15 protein-coding genes and 1 riboswitch are annotated in these 15,919 nt (G+C 72.1%); of the genes, 3 read left to right on the top strand and 12 right to left on the bottom strand.

The features are described 5' to 3' along the window. Positions 1-16: 16 nt before the first annotated feature. A complete protein-coding gene (locus NP064_RS13085; RefSeq protein ID WP_227570432.1) occupies positions 17-1,009 on the bottom strand; it encodes an aldo/keto reductase in 993 nt (330 codons plus the stop codon). Between the two features lie 97 nt (positions 1,010-1,106). On the opposite strand from NP064_RS13085, the gene NP064_RS13090 reads away from it, so the two are divergent. Beyond that, positions 1,107-1,523 (top strand): MerR family transcriptional regulator, encoded by a 417-nt coding sequence (locus tag NP064_RS13090; RefSeq protein WP_227570431.1) that lies wholly within the window; start codon positions 1,107-1,109, stop codon positions 1,521-1,523. Here the strand turns inward: NP064_RS13090 and NP064_RS13095 are convergent. The 5 genes from NP064_RS13095 to NP064_RS13115 form a co-directional block, all read right to left on the bottom strand. Then, positions 1,511-2,320, bottom strand: coding sequence for an exodeoxyribonuclease III (locus NP064_RS13095; protein WP_227570430.1), 810 nt, complete (start codon positions 2,318-2,320; stop codon positions 1,511-1,513). The genes NP064_RS13090 and NP064_RS13095 overlap by 13 nt on opposite strands. A 53-nt stretch (positions 2,321-2,373) precedes the next feature. Next, complete coding sequence (locus tag NP064_RS13100; protein WP_227570429.1) at positions 2,374-2,856, bottom strand: VOC family protein; 483 nt, start codon at positions 2,854-2,856, stop codon at positions 2,374-2,376. 68 nt (positions 2,857-2,924) lie between these two features. Next, the gene (locus tag NP064_RS13105) at positions 2,925-3,806 is read right to left on the bottom strand and encodes a bifunctional methylenetetrahydrofolate dehydrogenase/methenyltetrahydrofolate cyclohydrolase (protein ID WP_227570428.1); all 882 of its coding nucleotides are present in this window, start codon (positions 3,804-3,806) and stop codon (positions 2,925-2,927) included. 89 nt (positions 3,807-3,895) lie between these two features. Beyond that, positions 3,896-5,185, bottom strand: a complete 1,290-nt coding sequence (gene glyA / locus NP064_RS13110) for a serine hydroxymethyltransferase (protein ID WP_227570427.1) — start codon at positions 5,183-5,185, stop codon at positions 3,896-3,898. 66 nt (positions 5,186-5,251) lie between these two features. Continuing rightward, positions 5,252-5,339, bottom strand: a riboswitch (ZMP/ZTP riboswitch). A 61-nt stretch (positions 5,340-5,400) separates the two neighbouring features. Further along, positions 5,401-5,913 carry a GNAT family N-acetyltransferase gene (locus NP064_RS13115; protein ID WP_227570426.1) on the bottom strand — a complete coding sequence of 171 codons (513 nt, stop codon included), beginning with the start codon at positions 5,911-5,913 and terminating at the stop codon, positions 5,401-5,403. 191 nt (positions 5,914-6,104) lie between these two features. Here NP064_RS13115 and purU point away from each other — a divergent pair, with 191 nt between their 5' ends. Further along, positions 6,105-6,986: a formyltetrahydrofolate deformylase gene (purU, locus tag NP064_RS13120; protein ID WP_372456408.1), complete on the top strand. Its 882-nt coding sequence runs from the start codon at positions 6,105-6,107 to the stop codon at positions 6,984-6,986. Between the two features lie 214 nt (positions 6,987-7,200). After that, a complete protein-coding gene (locus NP064_RS13125; protein WP_227570424.1) occupies positions 7,201-8,568 on the top strand; it encodes an extracellular catalytic domain type 1 short-chain-length polyhydroxyalkanoate depolymerase in 1,368 nt (455 codons plus the stop codon). Positions 8,569-8,583: 15 nt separating this feature from the next. Here the strand turns inward: NP064_RS13125 and NP064_RS13130 are convergent, their stop codons facing one another. The 6 genes from NP064_RS13130 to gadC form a co-directional block, all read right to left on the bottom strand. Next, positions 8,584-9,822, bottom strand: a complete 1,239-nt coding sequence (locus NP064_RS13130; RefSeq protein ID WP_227570423.1) for a sugar ABC transporter permease — start codon at positions 9,820-9,822, stop codon at positions 8,584-8,586. Further along, entirely contained in the window at positions 9,819-10,595 is a 777-nt protein-coding gene (locus tag NP064_RS13135) for an ATP-binding cassette domain-containing protein (RefSeq protein ID WP_227570422.1), read from the bottom strand. Before NP064_RS13135 ends, NP064_RS13130 begins: the two co-directional genes overlap by 4 nt. Continuing rightward, positions 10,592-11,689: a substrate-binding domain-containing protein gene (locus NP064_RS13140; RefSeq protein WP_227570421.1), complete on the bottom strand. Its 1,098-nt coding sequence runs from the start codon at positions 11,687-11,689 to the stop codon at positions 10,592-10,594. The genes NP064_RS13135 and NP064_RS13140 overlap by 4 nt, the downstream gene beginning before the upstream one ends. Continuing rightward, positions 11,686-12,804, bottom strand: a complete 1,119-nt coding sequence (locus tag NP064_RS13145; RefSeq protein WP_308015342.1) for an ROK family transcriptional regulator — start codon at positions 12,802-12,804, stop codon at positions 11,686-11,688. The genes NP064_RS13140 and NP064_RS13145 overlap by 4 nt, the downstream gene beginning before the upstream one ends. Before the next feature lie 118 nt (positions 12,805-12,922). Then, positions 12,923-13,921: a glutaminase A gene (glsA, locus tag NP064_RS13150; protein ID WP_227570419.1), complete on the bottom strand. Its 999-nt coding sequence runs from the start codon at positions 13,919-13,921 to the stop codon at positions 12,923-12,925. A 40-nt stretch (positions 13,922-13,961) separates the two neighbouring features. Continuing rightward, positions 13,962-15,737 (bottom strand): glutamine/gamma-aminobutyrate antiporter GadC, encoded by a 1,776-nt coding sequence (gene gadC / locus NP064_RS13155; RefSeq protein WP_227570418.1) that lies wholly within the window; start codon positions 15,735-15,737, stop codon positions 13,962-13,964. Between the last annotated feature and the right edge of the window lie 182 nt (positions 15,738-15,919).

The following is a 15,919-nucleotide window of genomic DNA, read 5'->3' on the forward strand; positions in this document are numbered from 1 at the left end:
TGTCATCAGGCGGCGGTCACCAGGGCGCGTCGAGGCGTTCGCGCGCCTCGGGGGGCAGGGCGAGCCTGACGCCCGACAGCGCGGCCTCGAGCTGTGCGGTGCTGCTCACGCCGACCACGGGACGCACCACCGGGTCGCCGCCCGCGAGCCACGCGAGCACCACCTCGCCGCGGGTGCGGCCCAGCTCGCGCGCCACCTCGTGGAGCACCTCGAGGCGACGTGTGGTGCCCGGGTGCGTGTACGCGTCGGAGATGGCCCGGTCCTCGCGGTCGTAGGCGCCGTACAGGAGCGGGGTGTACGCCCACAGGTCGACGCCGGGGTTGCTCGCGGCGTAGTCCAGCACCTCGTCGGTGATCCAGCCGAACCGGTGGTCGTGATCGTGATCCCGCACGAACGGCCGGGGCTGCAGGTACGTGTAGCGGAGCTGGATAGCGCTGGGCCCCACGAGCCCCCGGGCCCGCGCGTGAGCCGCTCCCCGCTCGACGCGCCACAACGCGGTGTTCGAGTACCCCCAGCGCCCCACGACGCCCTGCTCGACGAGCCCGGCGAACGCCTCGACCGTCGGGCCGAGGGGGGTCGCTCGGTCGTCCCGGTGGGCCAGGAGCAGGTCGATGTGGTCGATGCCCATCCGCTCGAGGCTCTGGGCGGCGACCCGGCGCACCACCTCGGGCGCGAGGCCCTCGGAGAGCTCCGGGTAGCTGCCCGGGTGGAGCGGCTCGCACCCGACCTTGGTGACGATGCGCACCCGCTCGCGGGCGCCGGGCCGCGCGGCGAGCCAGCGGCCGAGCAGGAGCTCGCTGGCGCCACCGCGCCCGCTGTCATCGGTCCAGAAGGAGTAGCAGTCGGCGGTGTCGATCCACACGCCCCCGGCAGCGACGTACGCGTCGAGCAGGCCGAAGGCCCGGTCCTCGTCGATGGTGGTGCCGAACGACATGGCGCCGAGGGCGAGGGGCGGGGCCTCGGCGGCGATCGGATCCTGCGCGGTGGGGTTGGGAGAGGTCGTGGTCATCACGCCAGCGTCCTGGCTGGAGCGCGCTCCAGGTCAAGCGGGAATCCACCGGCCACCGGCACGCGCCCTGGGACGTGTGCCCCGGCAGACTAGGGGCATGGCGACCTTCACCCCCGCCGAGACGGCGCGGCGCAGCGGCTTCAGCATCGACACGCTGCGCTACTACGAGCGGATCGGCCTGCTCAGCGGCGTCCGACGCGACCATGCCGGGCGGCGCGCCTACTCGGAGGCCGACCTCGGCTGGCTCGAGATCCTGCGCTGCCTGCGCGACACCGGCATGCCGATCGCCACGATGCGCCAGTACGCCGCGCTCGCTCTCGCCAGCGGCGCGGACGCCGAGCAGACGATCCCCGAGCGGATCGAGATCCTGGAGCACCACGCCTCGGAGGTCGCCGCGACGATCGACCTGCTCCGGCGCCAGCAGCAGCACCTGACGGAGAAGATCGCGCACTACCGAGGGCTGGTGGCTGCCGTCGACAGCGCCCCGGAGCCCTCCCCCGCTCAGATGTCGTAGGCGACGACGACCGGGGCGTGGTCGCTGAACCGCTCCTCGTAGGTGGCGGCGCGGTCGACCTCCGCGGTGCGGGCCACGTCCGCCAGGCCGGGGGTGGCGAGCTGGTAGTCGATCCGCCAGCCCGCGTCGTTCACGAAGGCCTGCCCGCGCCACGACCACCACGTGTACGGCCCTGGGCCTTCTCCGCCGAGCTCGCGCCCGAGGTCCCGCCAGCCCTGCTCGTCGAACCAGCGGTCCAGGTAGGCGCGCTCCTCGGGCAGGAAGCCGGCGGCCTTGAGGTTGCCCTTCCAGTTCTTGATGTCGACGTTCTTGTGGGCGATGTTGAGGTCGCCCGCCACCACCACGTGCTGCCCTGATCCGGCCAGCTCGGCGAGGCGCTTGGTGACGTGGTCCAGGAACGCGTACTTCTCGTCCATCTTCGGCGTGCCCGCGGTGCCTGAGTGGATGTACGTCGAGACCACCGTCACCTGCTGCGTGGAGCCGTCCTTGCCCGGGACCTCGAGGTCGGCCTCGACCCAGCGGCCGGTGTCGACCGGCACACCGGTCGCGAGGCCGATCCGGATGGCGGTCATGGGCAGGCGCGACGCGATCGCCACGCCGGCACGGCCCTTGATCTCGCAGGCCTCATGCGCGAGGTCCCACTCGGAGGTCGACAGGAAGTCGCTGAGGATCTCGTCAGGCGCCCGCACCTCTTGCAGCAGCATGACGTCGGGCTTGCGGGCCTCGACCCACTCGGCCATTCCGCGCTTGTACGCGGCTCGGATCCCGTTGACGTTGACGGTGGCGATGGTCAGCACGCGGCATATCCAACCCCATGACGCTGACAGGCCGCGCACCCGTCCCAGGCGTGTCAGACGGGGACGCCGTCGTACGCGGCCTGGATCGCGGGCAGGTCGAGCTTCTGCATCGCGTACATCGCCTGGGTGGCGCGGGCCGACGCCTCCGTGTCCTCGCTGAACAGCAGCGAGTCAAGGGACGTGGGGACCACCTGCCAGGACAGGCCGTACCTGTCCTTGAGCCAGCCGCACTGGCTGGGCTCGCCGCCGTCGGCCAGCAGCGCCTCCCAGTAGTGGTCGACCTCCTCCTGGGTCTCGCAGTCCAGGACCATCGAGAACGACTCGTCGAGGGTGAACCCGGGGCCGGCGCTCATCGCCGTCACCGGCATCCCGTCGAGGGTGAACTCGACGATGAAAGCAGCGCCCTCGGCCGCGTTCACCCCCGCGGGCGCCTTGATGACGTTGGTGACCTGCGAGTTCGGGATCACCGAGGCGTAGAAGTTCGCGGCCTCCTCGGCCTGCGAGTGGTACCAGAGGTGCGGACGGACGATTCCCATGGCGGTTCCCCTCCTGTGAGTGCGGTCACAGGTACAGACCCGCCCGGGGGGCCCGACTCATCGGCCGGTCAACCGGCCAGGCGCTCCGCGGTGTCCACCACGTTGCTGAGCAGCATCGCCCGGGTCATCGGACCGACGCCGCCCGGGTTCGGCGACACCCAGGACGCGATCTCCCGGACCTCCGGGGCGACGTCCCCGACGACCCGCGACTTGCCGGTCTCGGGGTCCGTGGCCCGCGAGACGCCCACGTCCACGACCACGGCGCCGGGCTTGACGATGTCCGCCGAGATGATGCCGGGAACGCCCGCGGCCGCCACGATGACGTCCGCGTTGCGGGTGTGCTCGGCGAGGTCGGCGGTGCCGGTGTGCGTCAGGGTGACCGTCGCGTTGATCGCCCGGCGGGTGAGCAGCAGCCCGATCGAGCGGCCCACCGTGGTGCCCCGCCCGACGACGGTCACGTCCGCTCCTGCCAGGTCGACGCCGTGCCGCTCGAGCAGCTCGATGATGCCGCGGGGCGTGCAGGGCAGTGGCGAGTCGATGGGCTCGTTGACCCGCAGCACGAGCCGCCCGAGGTTGGTGGGGTGCAGCCCGTCGGCGTCCTTGTCCGGGTCGATGAGCTCCAGCACCCGGTTGGTGTCGATGCCCTTCGGCAACGGTAGCTGCACGATGAATCCGGTGCAGGCCGGGTCGGCGTTCAGCCGGGCCACGGCGTCCTCGACCTCCTGCTGCGTGGCCGTCTCGGGCAGGTCCTCGCGTATCGACGCGATGCCGACCTCGGCGCAGTCCTTGTGCTTGCCGGCGACGTACCAGCGCGACCCCGGGTCGTCGCCGACCAGCAGGGTGCCCAGCCCGGGACGCACCCCTCGCGCGGCGAGCGCGGCCACGCGGGCCGTGAGCTCGCCCTTGATCGCGGCCGCTGTGGCCGTGCCGTCCAGAACCTGTGCGGTCATCGCTCTACTACTCCTTGGGGCGTGCCCACGGGCGGCCCGCGCGCGCCACGACGGGCGCGCGCGGGCCGGGTCCCGACGGCGAGGCGGGGTCAGTACTGCTGCAGGCCGGCGTACAGCGGGTGCGCGTCCGTGAGCTTCTGGACGCGCGCGCGCAGGGCCTCGACATCGGCGCCCGAGCCGTCGACCAGCGCGGTGGCGATGATGTCGGCCACCTCGGTGAACTCGGCGTCCCCGAAGCCGCGCGTGGCGAGCGCGGGCGTGCCGATGCGCAGGCCCGACGTCACGCGCGGGGGGCGCGGGTCGAAGGGCACCGCGTTGCGGTTCACGGTGATGCCGACCGAGTGCAGGAGGTCCTCCGCCTGCTGGCCGTCGAGGTCCGAGTGCCGCAGGTCGACGAGCACCAGGTGCACGTCGGTGCCGCCGGTCAGCACCGAGACACCGGCGCCCGCGACGTCGGCCGCGGTGAGGCGCTCGGCGATGATCTTCGCGCCCGAGAGGGTGCGCTCCTGACGGTCCCGGAACTCCGGCGAGCCGGCGATCTTGAACGACACGGCCTTCGCGGCCACGACGTGCATGAGCGGCCCGCCCTGCTGGCCCGGGAACACCGCCGAGTCGATCTTCTTGGCGTACTCCTGCTTGGACAGGATGAAGCCCGAGCGCGGGCCGCCGATCGTCTTGTGCACGGTGGACGAGACGACGTCCGCGTGCGGCACCGGGTTGGGGTGCAGGCCCGCCGCGACCAGCCCGGCGAAGTGGGCCATGTCGACCCAGAGCTTGGCCCCGACCTCGTCCGCGATGGACCGGAACGCCTCGAAGTCGAGGTGGCGGGGGTAGGCGGACCAGCCGCCGATGATGACGTCGGGGCGGTGCTCGAGGGCCGCGGCCCGCACCGCCTCCGGGTCGATGAGGAACGTCTCGGGGTTCACGCCGTAGGCGGCGACGTCGTAGAGCTTGCCGGAGAAGTTGATCTTCATGCCGTGCGTGAGGTGGCCGCCGTGGGCCAGCTCGAGGCCGAGGATCTTGTCGCCCTTGTTGATCAGCGCGTGCAGCACCGCGGCGTTGGCCGTGGCGCCCGAGTGCGGCTGGACGTTCGCGTGCTCGGCGCCGAACAGCGCCTTGGCCCGCTCGATGGCCAGGGTCTCCGCGACGTCGACCTGCTCGCAGCCGCCGTAGTACCGGCGGCCGGGGTAGCCCTCGGCGTACTTGTTGGTGAGCACGGAGCCCTGCGCCTGCAGCACGGCTCGCGGCACGAAGTTCTCGCTCGCGATCATCTCGAGAGTGCCCTGCTGGCGGGCGAGCTCTCCGTCCAGCACCGCGGCGATCTCGGGGTCCACGGCGGACAAATTCTGGTCGAGCACGGGGGTCTGGTCGACGCTCATGTCTCTCCTCGCAGTCAGCGTGCGGGTTCCCGGCATACGTCGGGCACGCACACGGATGGTGTGGTGACCGAGGGCCCAGGCGTTCGACCCGAAGTCTGCTGCTGCGTCGCTCCCCGGTGGTGTTCCACCCGTTGCGCCAGTCACGACGAGCGCCAGCCTACCAAGCGGGCGTGGCTGTCCACGCCCGTCTCACCGGGCGAGGGCCCTCGGCTGAATCAGCTGTGTCCGGCTCCGACGGGAGACGCCTCGCCGTCGCCCAGGATCTTGCGCAGGTAGGCGAACGTCAGGTCCCCCGCGGTCTGGTCATGCTGGTGGGTGTAGCCGTGCCGCTCGTACAGGGCCAGGTTCTGCACCGAGTCGCGGCCGGTGAAGACCCACACCTCGTTGATGTCCTCGGGCAGCAGAGGCAGGATCGCGAGCAGCAGGCTGGTGCCGATCCCCTGGCCCTGCACGTCGGGCGCCACCGCCAGGCGCCCGAGGGTCGCCTTCCCGCCCTCCAGCAGCACGCGGATGGACCCGACGAGCCGGTGTCCCGACCATGCGCCGAGGGTGATGACGCCGTCCGCGACGAGGTCGGCGCGCAGCTCCTCGAAGGTCTGCGTCAGCGGGGGGATGTTCGGGTCGCCGTAGATCTGCGCCTCGGTCACGAACGCGGCGCGACGCAGCGTCAACAGCTCGCCAGCGTCGGCCAGGTCGACGGGACGGATCTCCACCTCGGGCTCGCTCATGCGCTCATCGTCCCATCACGGGCTGCGGGTCTGGGGAGGAACACGCACTATCCTCCGCGGACCCGGGTGGCTCCAGGTAGCCCGTTCCCAGCCCCTGGACGAGGGCCCTTGGACCTGGCCCAACCCGCTGGCGCCCCCGGTCACGGACCCTCGCGCGGGCTGCGCGGCGCCGCCAGACTGCTCGACTAGCCTTGGGCACCGTGTCCACCCCGCTTCTCCACACCCCCGACGGAACCCACTGGGTCCTGACCCTGTCGTGCCCCGACCGACCTGGCATCGTGCACGCGGTGGCCGGGCTGCTCGCCGAGCACGGAGGGAACATCACCGAGTCCCAGCAGTTCGGCGACCCGCTCACCGGCCTGTTCTTCATGCGCGTGCAGGTCACCGCCTCGGTCGCCCGGCACACTCTCGAGAGCGCCCTGACCGACCTCGCGGGGCGCTTCATGATGCAGTGGCGGCTCGACGTGGCCGGCCGCCCGGTGCGCACGCTGGTGATGGGATCCACGGCGGCGCACTGCCTCAACGACCTGGCGTTCCGCCAGCGGTCCGAGAACCTGCCGATCGACATCGTCGCCGTGGTCTCGAACCACACGGCGCTGGTCGACCTGGCGCAGTTCTACGGCATCCCGTTCCACCACGTGCCCGTGACGGCCGCCACCAAGGCCGCGGCCGAGGACCGCCTGCTCGAGCTCGTGCAGGAGCTGGACGTCGAGCTCGTGGTGCTGGCCCGCTACATGCAGATCCTCTCCGACGACCTGTGCCGGACGTTGTCGGGCCGGATCATCAACATCCACCACTCGTTCCTGCCCTCGTTCAAGGGCGCGCGCCCGTACGCGCAGGCCCACGACCGTGGGGTCAAGCTGATCGGCGCCACCGCGCACTACGTCACGGGCGACCTGGACGAGGGGCCGATCATCGAGCAGGACGTGGAGCGGGTGGACCACACCCGCTCGGTCGAGGACCTGGTGGCGCTGGGGCAGGACGTGGAGCGCCGGGCGCTCGCGCGCGCGGTGCGCTGGCACGCCGAGCACCGGGTGTTGCTCGACGGGCACCGCACCATCGTGTTCCGCTGAGCCGCTACCGGGCGGCCACCGGCTGAGCCCTGGGCTGCGACCTCGCGCCCGGCACGAGCCGCACCCGCCCGGAAACGATTCAGCAGGTCGCGCCGCGGCGCCACCCGAGCCATGCTCCGAAGTGCCGATGGCTTCCAACTCCTCGACGGAAGCCGCCCACACCGGTGCGTGGCCGACGCCGTCCACCATGCCACCGGCCTCACCGAGGAGACCGATGGACCGCCCCCGCACCCCTGTGACCCGAGCGGCCGCCGCGGCAGCCGTCTTCGCGCTGAGCCTGCTCGGCGTCACCGCCGCGGCCATCTCGACGGCGCCGCCCGCCCAGGCGGCCTCCCTCGTCGAGGTCACCGGCTTCGGCGCCAACCCCAGCGGCCTGCGGATGCACCTGTTCGTGCCGGACAACCTGCCGGCCCGTCCCGCCGTGCTCGTCGCGGTGCACTACTGCACGGGCTCGGGGCCCGCGTTGTACAACGGCGCGCAGTTCGACGAGCTGGCGACGCGTCACGGCTACATCGTGATCTACCCGTCGGCGACGCGCAGCGGCAACTGCTTCGACGTCTCCTCCCCCGAGGCGCTGCGCCGCGACGGCGGCAGCGACCCGGTGGGCATCCGGTCGATGCTCCAGCACGTGCAGCAGCGGTACGCCATCGACACCAGCCGCGTCTTCGTCACCGGCGTCTCGTCGGGCGCGATGATGACCCAGGTGCTGCTCGCCAACTACCCCGACGTCTTCGCGGCCGGCTCGGCGTTCGCCGGAGTTCCCGCCTCGTGCTTCGCGACGACCAACGGCTCGGGGTGGAACAGCGACTGCGCGCAGGGCCGGGTCACGAAGTCCGCCCAGGAGTGGGGCACGCTCGTCCGCAACGCCTATCCGGGCTACACGGGCGCCCGTCCCCGCGTGCAGCTCTGGCACGGCACGAACGACGAGACCCTCAGCTACGTGAACTTCGGCGAGTCCGTCAAGCAGTGGACCAACGTGTTGGGCGTCAGCGCCACACCGTCGTCCACGGACGCGCCTGCCAGCGGCGTCACCCGCACGCGCTACGGGGGCACGGGCGCCCAGGCGCCTCTCGAGGCCAACAGCCTGCCGGGCGTCTCGCACAACCTGCCCGTCGACGCCGCGGCGGCCATCCGCTTCTTCGGGCTGGACGCCGCGCCCCCGCCCACCACGCCCCCGCCCACCACGCCCCCGCCCACGACTCCCCCGCCCAGCACGCCGCCGCCGACCACGCCCCCGCCCACGACTCCCCCACCGACTGGCGCCGGTGGCTGCACGGTCGCCTACGCCGTCAACCAGTGGAACACCGGGTTCACCGCCAACGTCACGGTGCGGAACCTGGCGACCACGCCCCTCGACGGTTGGCGCCTGACCTGGACCTTCCCGTCGGGCCAGGTCGTGACGCAGGCGTGGAGCTCGGTGACCACCCAGCAGGGGTCTCAGGTGACTGCCGTCAACGCCGCCTGGAACGGCGTGGTCCCGGCGGGGGGCTCGGTGCAGATCGGCTTCAACGGCTCCCACACAGGGGCGAACGCGGCGCCCACGGACTTCACGCTCAACGGGACGGCGTGCGGGCGCCCCTGACCTGACGAGTCCGGGTCACGCCGCCCGGGTGCGCCGGGCGAGCGAGTCGATGGTGACCGCCAGGGCGAGCACCAGGCCGGTGATGACGTACCTCTCCGACGCGCCCATGTTGAGCAGTGTCAGCCCGCTCGAGATCGAGTGGATGATGAGCACGCCCCACAGGGCGGACCAGGCCCTGCCCCGTCCGCCGAACAGGCTGGTTCCGCCGATCACCGCGGCCGCGATGGCCGTGAGGTAGAGATCACCGCCGCCGCTCCCCTGGTTGGCGGCGGACAGGCGGCCCACAGCGAGCACCCCGCCCAGGGCGGCGAGGGTCGAGCACGCGACGAACACCGAGACGTAGGTGCGGCGGATGGGCACCCCGGCTCGTCGTGCGGACTCCACCGACCCGCCGACCGCGTGCACGGCCCGCCCCCAGCGGGTACGCCGCAGCAGGATGTCCACGACAGCCACCAGCCCGAGGAACAGCGCGAAGGCGATGCCGAGCCCTCGGTCGGCCTGGAGGTAGGCGACCGCCGCGGTCAGCGCCGCGCCGAGGAGCGCCACCCGCAGAACGAGGGCCGTGTGCGTGCTCACGGGCAGACCCGCGCGCTCGCGGCGGGCCCGCCCTGCCACCTGGGCGCCGGCGTACGCGAGGACGACCGCCATCACCAGCCCGTAGGCGACGGGCGGCGGCACGAACCCCTGCTGGACGGTCCGCACCAGCCACGACTCGAAGGGCAGGTTCACCGACCCGGTGGGACCCAGCACCCGCAGCTGCACGCCCGCGATCACCAGCAGCCCCGCGAGGGTGAACACGAAGCTCGGCAGGCGCAGCCTGGTGGCGAGGACGCCGTACAGCAGCCCCACCACCGCCCCGACCAGGAGCGCGGCGAGGACGGCCAGGAGCACGGGCCAGCCGAGCTGCACCGAGCCGACCGCGACCAGGGCGGCGGACAGCCCGCACACCGAGCCCACGGACAGGTCGATGTGGCCCACCAGGAGCACCAGCACCACGCCCAGTGCGATCACGCCCGTCGACGCGGACTGCATCGTGAGGTTGACCAGGTTGTCGCTGCTGAGGAAGTTCGTGTTGAGCGACTGGAAGACCGCCCAGATGACCAGCAGCGCCCCGATGATCGGCAGCGACCCGAGCTCGCCGGCGCGCAGCCGTTGGCCGATGCCGCGCACGGCCTCGGCCCGCGAGGCCCCATCCGCCCGTGAGGGCGCCTTGGCTCCTGCCACAACGGTGAGTGCGGGAGCCGGCAGGCTCATCGAGCGGCCTCGCCGGCACGCACCACGCGCGTGCTGCGCCCGCTGGGCGTCACCCCCGTCACGGCGGCGATGAGGTCCTCGTAGCTGGTGCTCGCCGCGTCGAAGTCGCCGTTGACGCGGCCCAGGCGCAGCACCACGATCCGGTCGGCGACGGCCTGCACGTCGGCCATCGAATGGCTGATCAGCACGACGCCGTGGCCGCGCTCGCGCAACCGCTCGATGAGGTTGAGCACCTCGGCGGTCTGGGTGATGCCCAGCGACGCCGTGGGCTCGTCGAGGACGACCACCCGCGGGTCGCCGAGCAGCGAGCGGGCGATCGCGACGGCCTGGCGCTGCCCGCCGGACAACGCGCCGACGGGGGCACGGACCGAGGGCACCCGCGCGGCGAGCTGGTTGAGCAGCTCCCAGGCGTGCCGCTCCATGGCGACCTCGTCGAGCAGCGGGCCCTGGGTGACCTCCTGGCCCAGGAAGATGTTCTCGACCACGTCGAGGTTCTCGCACAGGGCGAGGTCCTGGAACACGGCCGCGATGCCGTGCGCCCGCGCCACCGCGGGGTTGACCAGGTGCACCGGCCGCCCGTCACGCTCGACGTGACCCGCGTCGGGCAGCAGCGCGCCGGAGACGACGCCCGCGAGCGTCGACTTGCCGGCGCCGTTGTCGCCGACCACCGCGACAACCTCGTGCGCATGGACGTCCAGATCGACGTCCACCAGGGCGCGGACGGCGCCGTAGGACTTGCTCACGCCGCGCAGTGACAGAACTGGAGCCTTCATTCGCCGCCCTCCTCGATGAGGCCTGCCTCGACGCAGGCATGACGATAGGGATCCACGCAGATCACCTCGATGGTGTGGACGCCGCCGTCGACGATGACGTGGCGCAGGTTCTCGGAGGTGACGGCCACGGGGGCCAGTAGGACGGCGGGGACGCCGTCCACGGTCGTGGTCGTCCGGGGGGTGTCCCCGCGCAGGACATCGACCGCGAGCCGGGCCGCGGTGCGGGCCTCCTCGGCGATGTCCTTGTAGACGGTCATGTGCTGGTCGCCGCTGAGGATCCGCTGCACCGCGCTCAGCTCGGCGTCCTGCCCGGTGACCGGGGGCACAGGGCTCAACCCCGCCGCCTTCATCGCGGAGATGGCGCCGCTCGCGGTGCCGTCGTTAGCGGCCCACACGGCGTCCACCCGGCCGCCGTACTGGGTGAGCTGGCCGGCGACCCACTCCTGGGCCTTGTCCGGGCTCCAGTCGGGGGTCGAGTGCTCGGCGAGGATGTCGACCCCGGCGCCGTCGAGGGCCGCCCGAGCCCCGGCCAGCAGCGCCGCGGAGTTGGCGTCAGTGGCCGCGCCGCCGACCATCAGCACGCCGTGAGCGCCGTCGGAGCCGGCAGCGCTGGCGCCGAGCGCCTGGACGATGGACAGGCCCTGCAGGCGGCCCACGGCCTCGTTGTCGAAGGACACGTAGGCGGCCACATCGGCCGTGGCCAGGGACCGGTCGTAGGCGATCACGGGCACACCGCGCTGCGCCGCGGCGGCGACGATGCTCAGCGCCGCGGAGACGTCCACCGCGTCGAGCACGAGCACCCCCGCGCCCTGGCTGAGCGCCGACTCGGCCTGCTGCTGCTGGCGCTCCGCGTCCTGCCCGGCGTTCGCCGAGACCACCCGGCAGCGGTCGCACTCGTCGGCGACGGCCTGCTCGAAGACAGGGCGGTCGACGTTCTCGTAGCGGGCGGTCTTCGACTCGGGCAGCAAGAACGCGATGGTGGGCTCGGTCGCGGAGGCGGAGGTCGCGCAGCCAGCGGCGGCCAACGGGGAGGCGATCAGCCCGGCGGCGAGGGCGGCCACGGCGCGCCACGAGCTGGCGCGGAGGGCGGTCATCCTGCGGCCACCATCGAGCCGGCGATGCCGACCCGGTCCAGGGCCACGGCCAGCGCGCCGCGGACCTCGGCGGCGGCGCCGAGCTCGGAGGCCACGACCTCCACCGGGCCGGCGGTGCTCGGCACGGTGCGCTGCTCGAGCATGATCCGCAACGGCTCGAGCAGCAGGTTGCCCGCCTCGGCGAGCCTGCCGCCGACCACGACGAGGTCGGGGTCGAAGAGGTTGCAGACGTTCGCGGTCGCCACGCCGAGGTGCCGTCCGGCGTCGGAGATGACCCGGCGGCAGCCGGGGTCGCCGTCGTGGGCGCGGGCGATCACGTCGGGGAGCGTGAGGCTGCCATGGCTGGCCTGCAGCATGTCGAGCAGCACGGGGGCCCCGACGAACGTCTCGAGGCAGCCGCGGTTGCCGCAGCGGCAGATGGGCCCGTTCTCGTCGATCGTCACGTGGCCGATCTCCCCGGCCGTGCCTGAGCGGCCGTGGAACAGCTGGCCGCCGAGAACGAGGCCACCGCCGACGCCGTGCGACACCCGCAGGTAGAGCACGTTCTCCCGGCCGCGCGCGGCGCCGAGCCGCACCTCCGCCAGGGCGCCGAGGTTCGCGTCGTTGTCGACGTGGACGGGGACGCCGATGCGGTGCTCCAGGACCTCGGGCACCGCCACGCCGTCCCAGCCGCGCAGCATGCCCAGCGTGGAGACCCTCCCGGTGCGGACGTCGACCGGCGCCGGCACCCCCACGCCGACGGCCAGCACCTCGCTCATGCTCGCCTCGACGGACTCGACCATCTCGGTGAGGAGCAGGGCGGCGCGGTCCAGGCCGGCGTCGGCGCGGTGGTCCGGCGCCAGCGGCATGCGTTGCTCGGCGACGATGCGGTGGGCGACGTCCGCGAGCGCGACCCGCAGCGAGCGGGTGCCGAAGTGCACGCCGGCCACGAGGCCGAGGTTGCGCGCGAGCGTGACCTGCTGGGCGCGGCGTCCGGAACGGGACGTGGGCGCGGTGTGCAGCACTCCGGCGCCGGTGAGCTCTTTGACGATGTTCGACACGGTCGCCGGGGACAGGCCTGTCACTCCGGCCAGCTCGACCTGCGTGAGGGAGCCACGCTGCTGGACCGCATTCACGATCCGGGCTCGGTTCGCTTCACGCAGTGAAGTCTGGGAGCCCGGGGTCACCCGGTCTGTGCCCACAGCCGGAACTGTACACAGCGTCGGCGCCTGCCTTGCGCGCCGCCACGGCGGGCTAGGCCCTCTTGAGCAGGGCGGACAGCGGCGGGTCCCCCGCCCCCGGGACCTTGTAGAGGCTCAGGTCCAGGCGCTGCGCGACCTGCCCCACGGCCGCCATCCCCCGCACGCTGTTCCCGACCGGGTCGAGCGGCGGCGAGAACGCAGCGATCGCGAGCTTGCCCGGGGCCACCGACAGGACGCCGCCGCCGACGCCGCTCTTGCCCGGCAGCCCAACCGTGTACGCCCAGTCCCCCGACGAGGTGTACAGGCCCTCCATCGTCATCTCCGCGAGCATGTGCGGCACCAGCTCGGCGTCGACCACCCGCTCCCCGGTGACAGGGTTCACCCCTCCCGACGCGATGGTGGCGCCCATCGTGGCGAGGTCCTTCACGGAGATCAGCGTGGAGCACTGCCGGGTGTAGACGTCGCACGCCTCCATCGGGTCGGAGTACATCGCCCCGCCGCTGTACAGCAGCCACGCGATGGCCCGGTTGTGGAAGTTGGTGGTCTGCTCGGAGGTGTTCACCTCAGGGCTGAGCTGGACCTCCCGGCCTGCGAACGCCCGCTGCGTCTCGAGGATCCGCTGCCACCGCTGCTCGGTGTCGGCGGCCTTCACCAAGCTCGCCGAGGACATGGCGCCCGCGTTGACCAGAGGGCTCAGCGGCTTGTCGTTGTGCAGTTCGAGGGCCATCACCGAGTTGAAGGGCAAACCCGTGGGGTCCGCGCCGATCTTCTGGTGGAACTCCACAGGCCCCACGTCGGCCATCGCCCGGGCCATCGTGAACACCTTGGAGATGGACTCGATCGCGAACTCGAAGTCCGCGTCGCCCGCGGAGTAGACCTCGCCCTCGGCGGTGACGACGGCCACCCCGAAGAGCGAGGAGTCGACCGAGGCGAGGTACGGGATGTAGCTCGCGTTCGCCCCGCCCTGCAGCGCGACGTTGTCCCGGTGCGCTGCGTCCACCGCCGCCTGGATGGTCTGCGCGTCCAGCGTCGCCTGCGCGTGCAACGTCATGGTGCGTCCATCCTCTCGGTGGGGCAGTGGCGGGGCGAGGTCACGACCCGGCGCCGCTGGGCGGCTGGCCGCCTCCCCGCGGATCCGGCGGCGTCGACCCACCCGGCCGGTTGGCGCCCGGGGTTCCCGCGGGGCCCGCTGCCCCGGCTGCGCGCGCGGGGCCGGCCGAGCCGGCGTCGCCCGGTGAGCCGGCATGGCCCCGGGCCCCGGAGCCTGTGTCCTCCGGGCCGGTGGTCGAGGAATGGCGGCCCGCCGCGGCGTCGCCTGCCTCCCGTGCCGTCCGGAGGAGGTCGGGCGTCGGCACCGAGGAGTTCGACACGATCCCCGGGTGCCCGCCCTCGATCTGCCAGGTGAACGGCGCGAAGTCGTCGTCTCGCTGGCGCCAGTGCGGCTTGCGCACCGCGTAGATGATCAGCGGGATCGCGATGAACACGATCGTCAGACCCAGGAGGAACCCGACGTAGGTGGTCGGCGACCCGGTGGGGACCTGGCTGGGCGGGAAGAAGCTGAAGAAGAAGGCCAGCGCGGAGGCGACGAACCCGGCCCCGCCGATCAGCCACATGCCGACCGCGCCGCCGGGGATCTTGTAGGGCCGTGGCCGGTTGGGCTGGCTGTACCGGAGGTAGATGGCCGCCGCGAACATCAGCAGGTACATCACCAGGTAGAGGATCGACGTGAGCTGGCTAAGGATCTGGTAAGCGGACTGCACCGAGGGCAGCAGCACGAAGGCCGCCGACAGCACCGTCACGATCCCTGCCTGGGCGATGAGGATGTGCGTGGCCATGCCGTGGCTGTTCGTGACCTGCCAGAACCGTGGCATGTACCCGGCCTTGGCGACGCTGAGCAGGCCGCTCGAGGGGCCGGACACCCAGGTGACGACCCCCGCGAACACGCCGACCGCGAGCGCCACCGCCATGATCGGCGCCGCCCACTCGATGCCCGCCCAGCGGAAGACGTCCGTGAACGTGGTCAGCAGGCTCTGCGTCAGGTTGATCTCGGACTGCGGCACCACGAAGGCGATCGCCAGCGTCCCCAACACGAAGATGATCACGGTGCCCAGCGCCGCGATGCCGATGGCGATCGGGTAGTTCCGGGCCGCGTTCTTGACCTCTGTCACATGGATCGCGTTCATCTCCATGCCGGCGTAGAAGAGGAAGATGCTCGCGGCCAGCACCACCGTGGAGAAGCTCCCGAAGTTGGGGACCAGCTCACCCCAGCCCAGCTTGATCTGCGAGGGGTTGCCGGCGATGAGGTAGCTGAAGCCCAGCACGATGAGGATGGCCGCGGGGATGATCGTGCCGATCATGCCGCCCCACTTCGCCACCCGGGAGAATGCCGCGGCGCCGCGCATCGCGATGAAGGTGGCCAGCCAGTACACGACCAGGACGACGAGCAGGATGTACGCGCGGTTCGAGGACAGGCGGGACGCGTACGACGTGTTGTCATCGGTGTACGCCAGAGCCGTCGCGCCGAAGGTCAGCACCGTCGGGAACCAGACGCTGACCTCGATGAACAGCATGAACATGGCGACGAACGCCCAGCGGCCGCCGAACGCCTCTCCCACCCACCGGAAGACTCCACCGCGCTCGGGCCACCCTGTGGCCAGTTCTGCCGCGACTAGCGAGACGGGGATGAGGAAGAACACCGCTGCGAAGAGGTAGTAGAAGATCGAGCCCAGTCCGTACTCCGCCTCCGCCGGGAGCCCGCGGAGGCTGACCACCGCGACGATGTTCAGCATGGCCAAGGCGAAGATCGAGATCGTGGCCTTCTTGGGCACACCCGACTTAGCAGGTGTGGTCGCCTGTTGCGCCGTCATGGGGACTCCTCACGGTTCGCTCCGGCGGGCGGAGCTCGAGAGAGGTGCTGCGGTGCAGCTCGGTGATGTGGCTGGGCCCGGTGCGGGAGGGACACGGAGTGCGGCCGTCGCACGGTGGCGCCGAAGCGCGAGGAACGCCAGGGGGCACCCGGAGGTGTGCGTCGCGTCTACCGGTTCGGGGC

This window comes from Cellulomonas chengniuliangii (assembly GCF_024508335.1).
Classification (GTDB): domain Bacteria; phylum Actinomycetota; class Actinomycetes; order Actinomycetales; family Cellulomonadaceae; genus Cellulomonas_A; species Cellulomonas_A chengniuliangii.

What these genes read in the sequence shown, in the direction of transcription:
- NP064_RS13085 (WP_227570432.1), bottom strand. Translation starts at nt 1,009, where the DNA reads ATGACCACGACCTCTCCCAACCCCACCGCGCAGGATCCGATCGCCGCC.
- NP064_RS13090 (WP_227570431.1), top strand. Translation starts at nt 1,107, where the DNA reads ATGGCGACCTTCACCCCCGCCGAGACGGCGCGGCGCAGCGGCTTCAGC.
- NP064_RS13100 (WP_227570429.1), bottom strand. Translation starts at nt 2,856, where the DNA reads ATGGGAATCGTCCGTCCGCACCTCTGGTACCACTCGCAGGCCGAGGAG.
- NP064_RS13105 (WP_227570428.1), bottom strand. Translation starts at nt 3,806, where the DNA reads ATGACCGCACAGGTTCTGGACGGCACGGCCACAGCGGCCGCGATCAAG.
- glyA (WP_227570427.1), bottom strand. Translation starts at nt 5,185, where the DNA reads ATGAGCGTCGACCAGACCCCCGTGCTCGACCAGAATTTGTCCGCCGTG.
- NP064_RS13115 (WP_227570426.1), bottom strand. Translation starts at nt 5,913, where the DNA reads ATGAGCGAGCCCGAGGTGGAGATCCGTCCCGTCGACCTGGCCGACGCT.
- NP064_RS13125 (WP_227570424.1), top strand. Translation starts at nt 7,201, where the DNA reads ATGGACCGCCCCCGCACCCCTGTGACCCGAGCGGCCGCCGCGGCAGCC.
- NP064_RS13130 (WP_227570423.1), bottom strand. Translation starts at nt 9,822, where the DNA reads ATGAGCCTGCCGGCTCCCGCACTCACCGTTGTGGCAGGAGCCAAGGCG.
- NP064_RS13135 (WP_227570422.1), bottom strand. Translation starts at nt 10,595, where the DNA reads ATGAAGGCTCCAGTTCTGTCACTGCGCGGCGTGAGCAAGTCCTACGGC.
- NP064_RS13140 (WP_227570421.1), bottom strand. Translation starts at nt 11,689, where the DNA reads ATGACCGCCCTCCGCGCCAGCTCGTGGCGCGCCGTGGCCGCCCTCGCC.
- glsA (WP_227570419.1), bottom strand. Translation starts at nt 13,921, where the DNA reads ATGACGTTGCACGCGCAGGCGACGCTGGACGCGCAGACCATCCAGGCG.
- gadC (WP_227570418.1), bottom strand. Translation starts at nt 15,737, where the DNA reads ATGACGGCGCAACAGGCGACCACACCTGCTAAGTCGGGTGTGCCCAAG.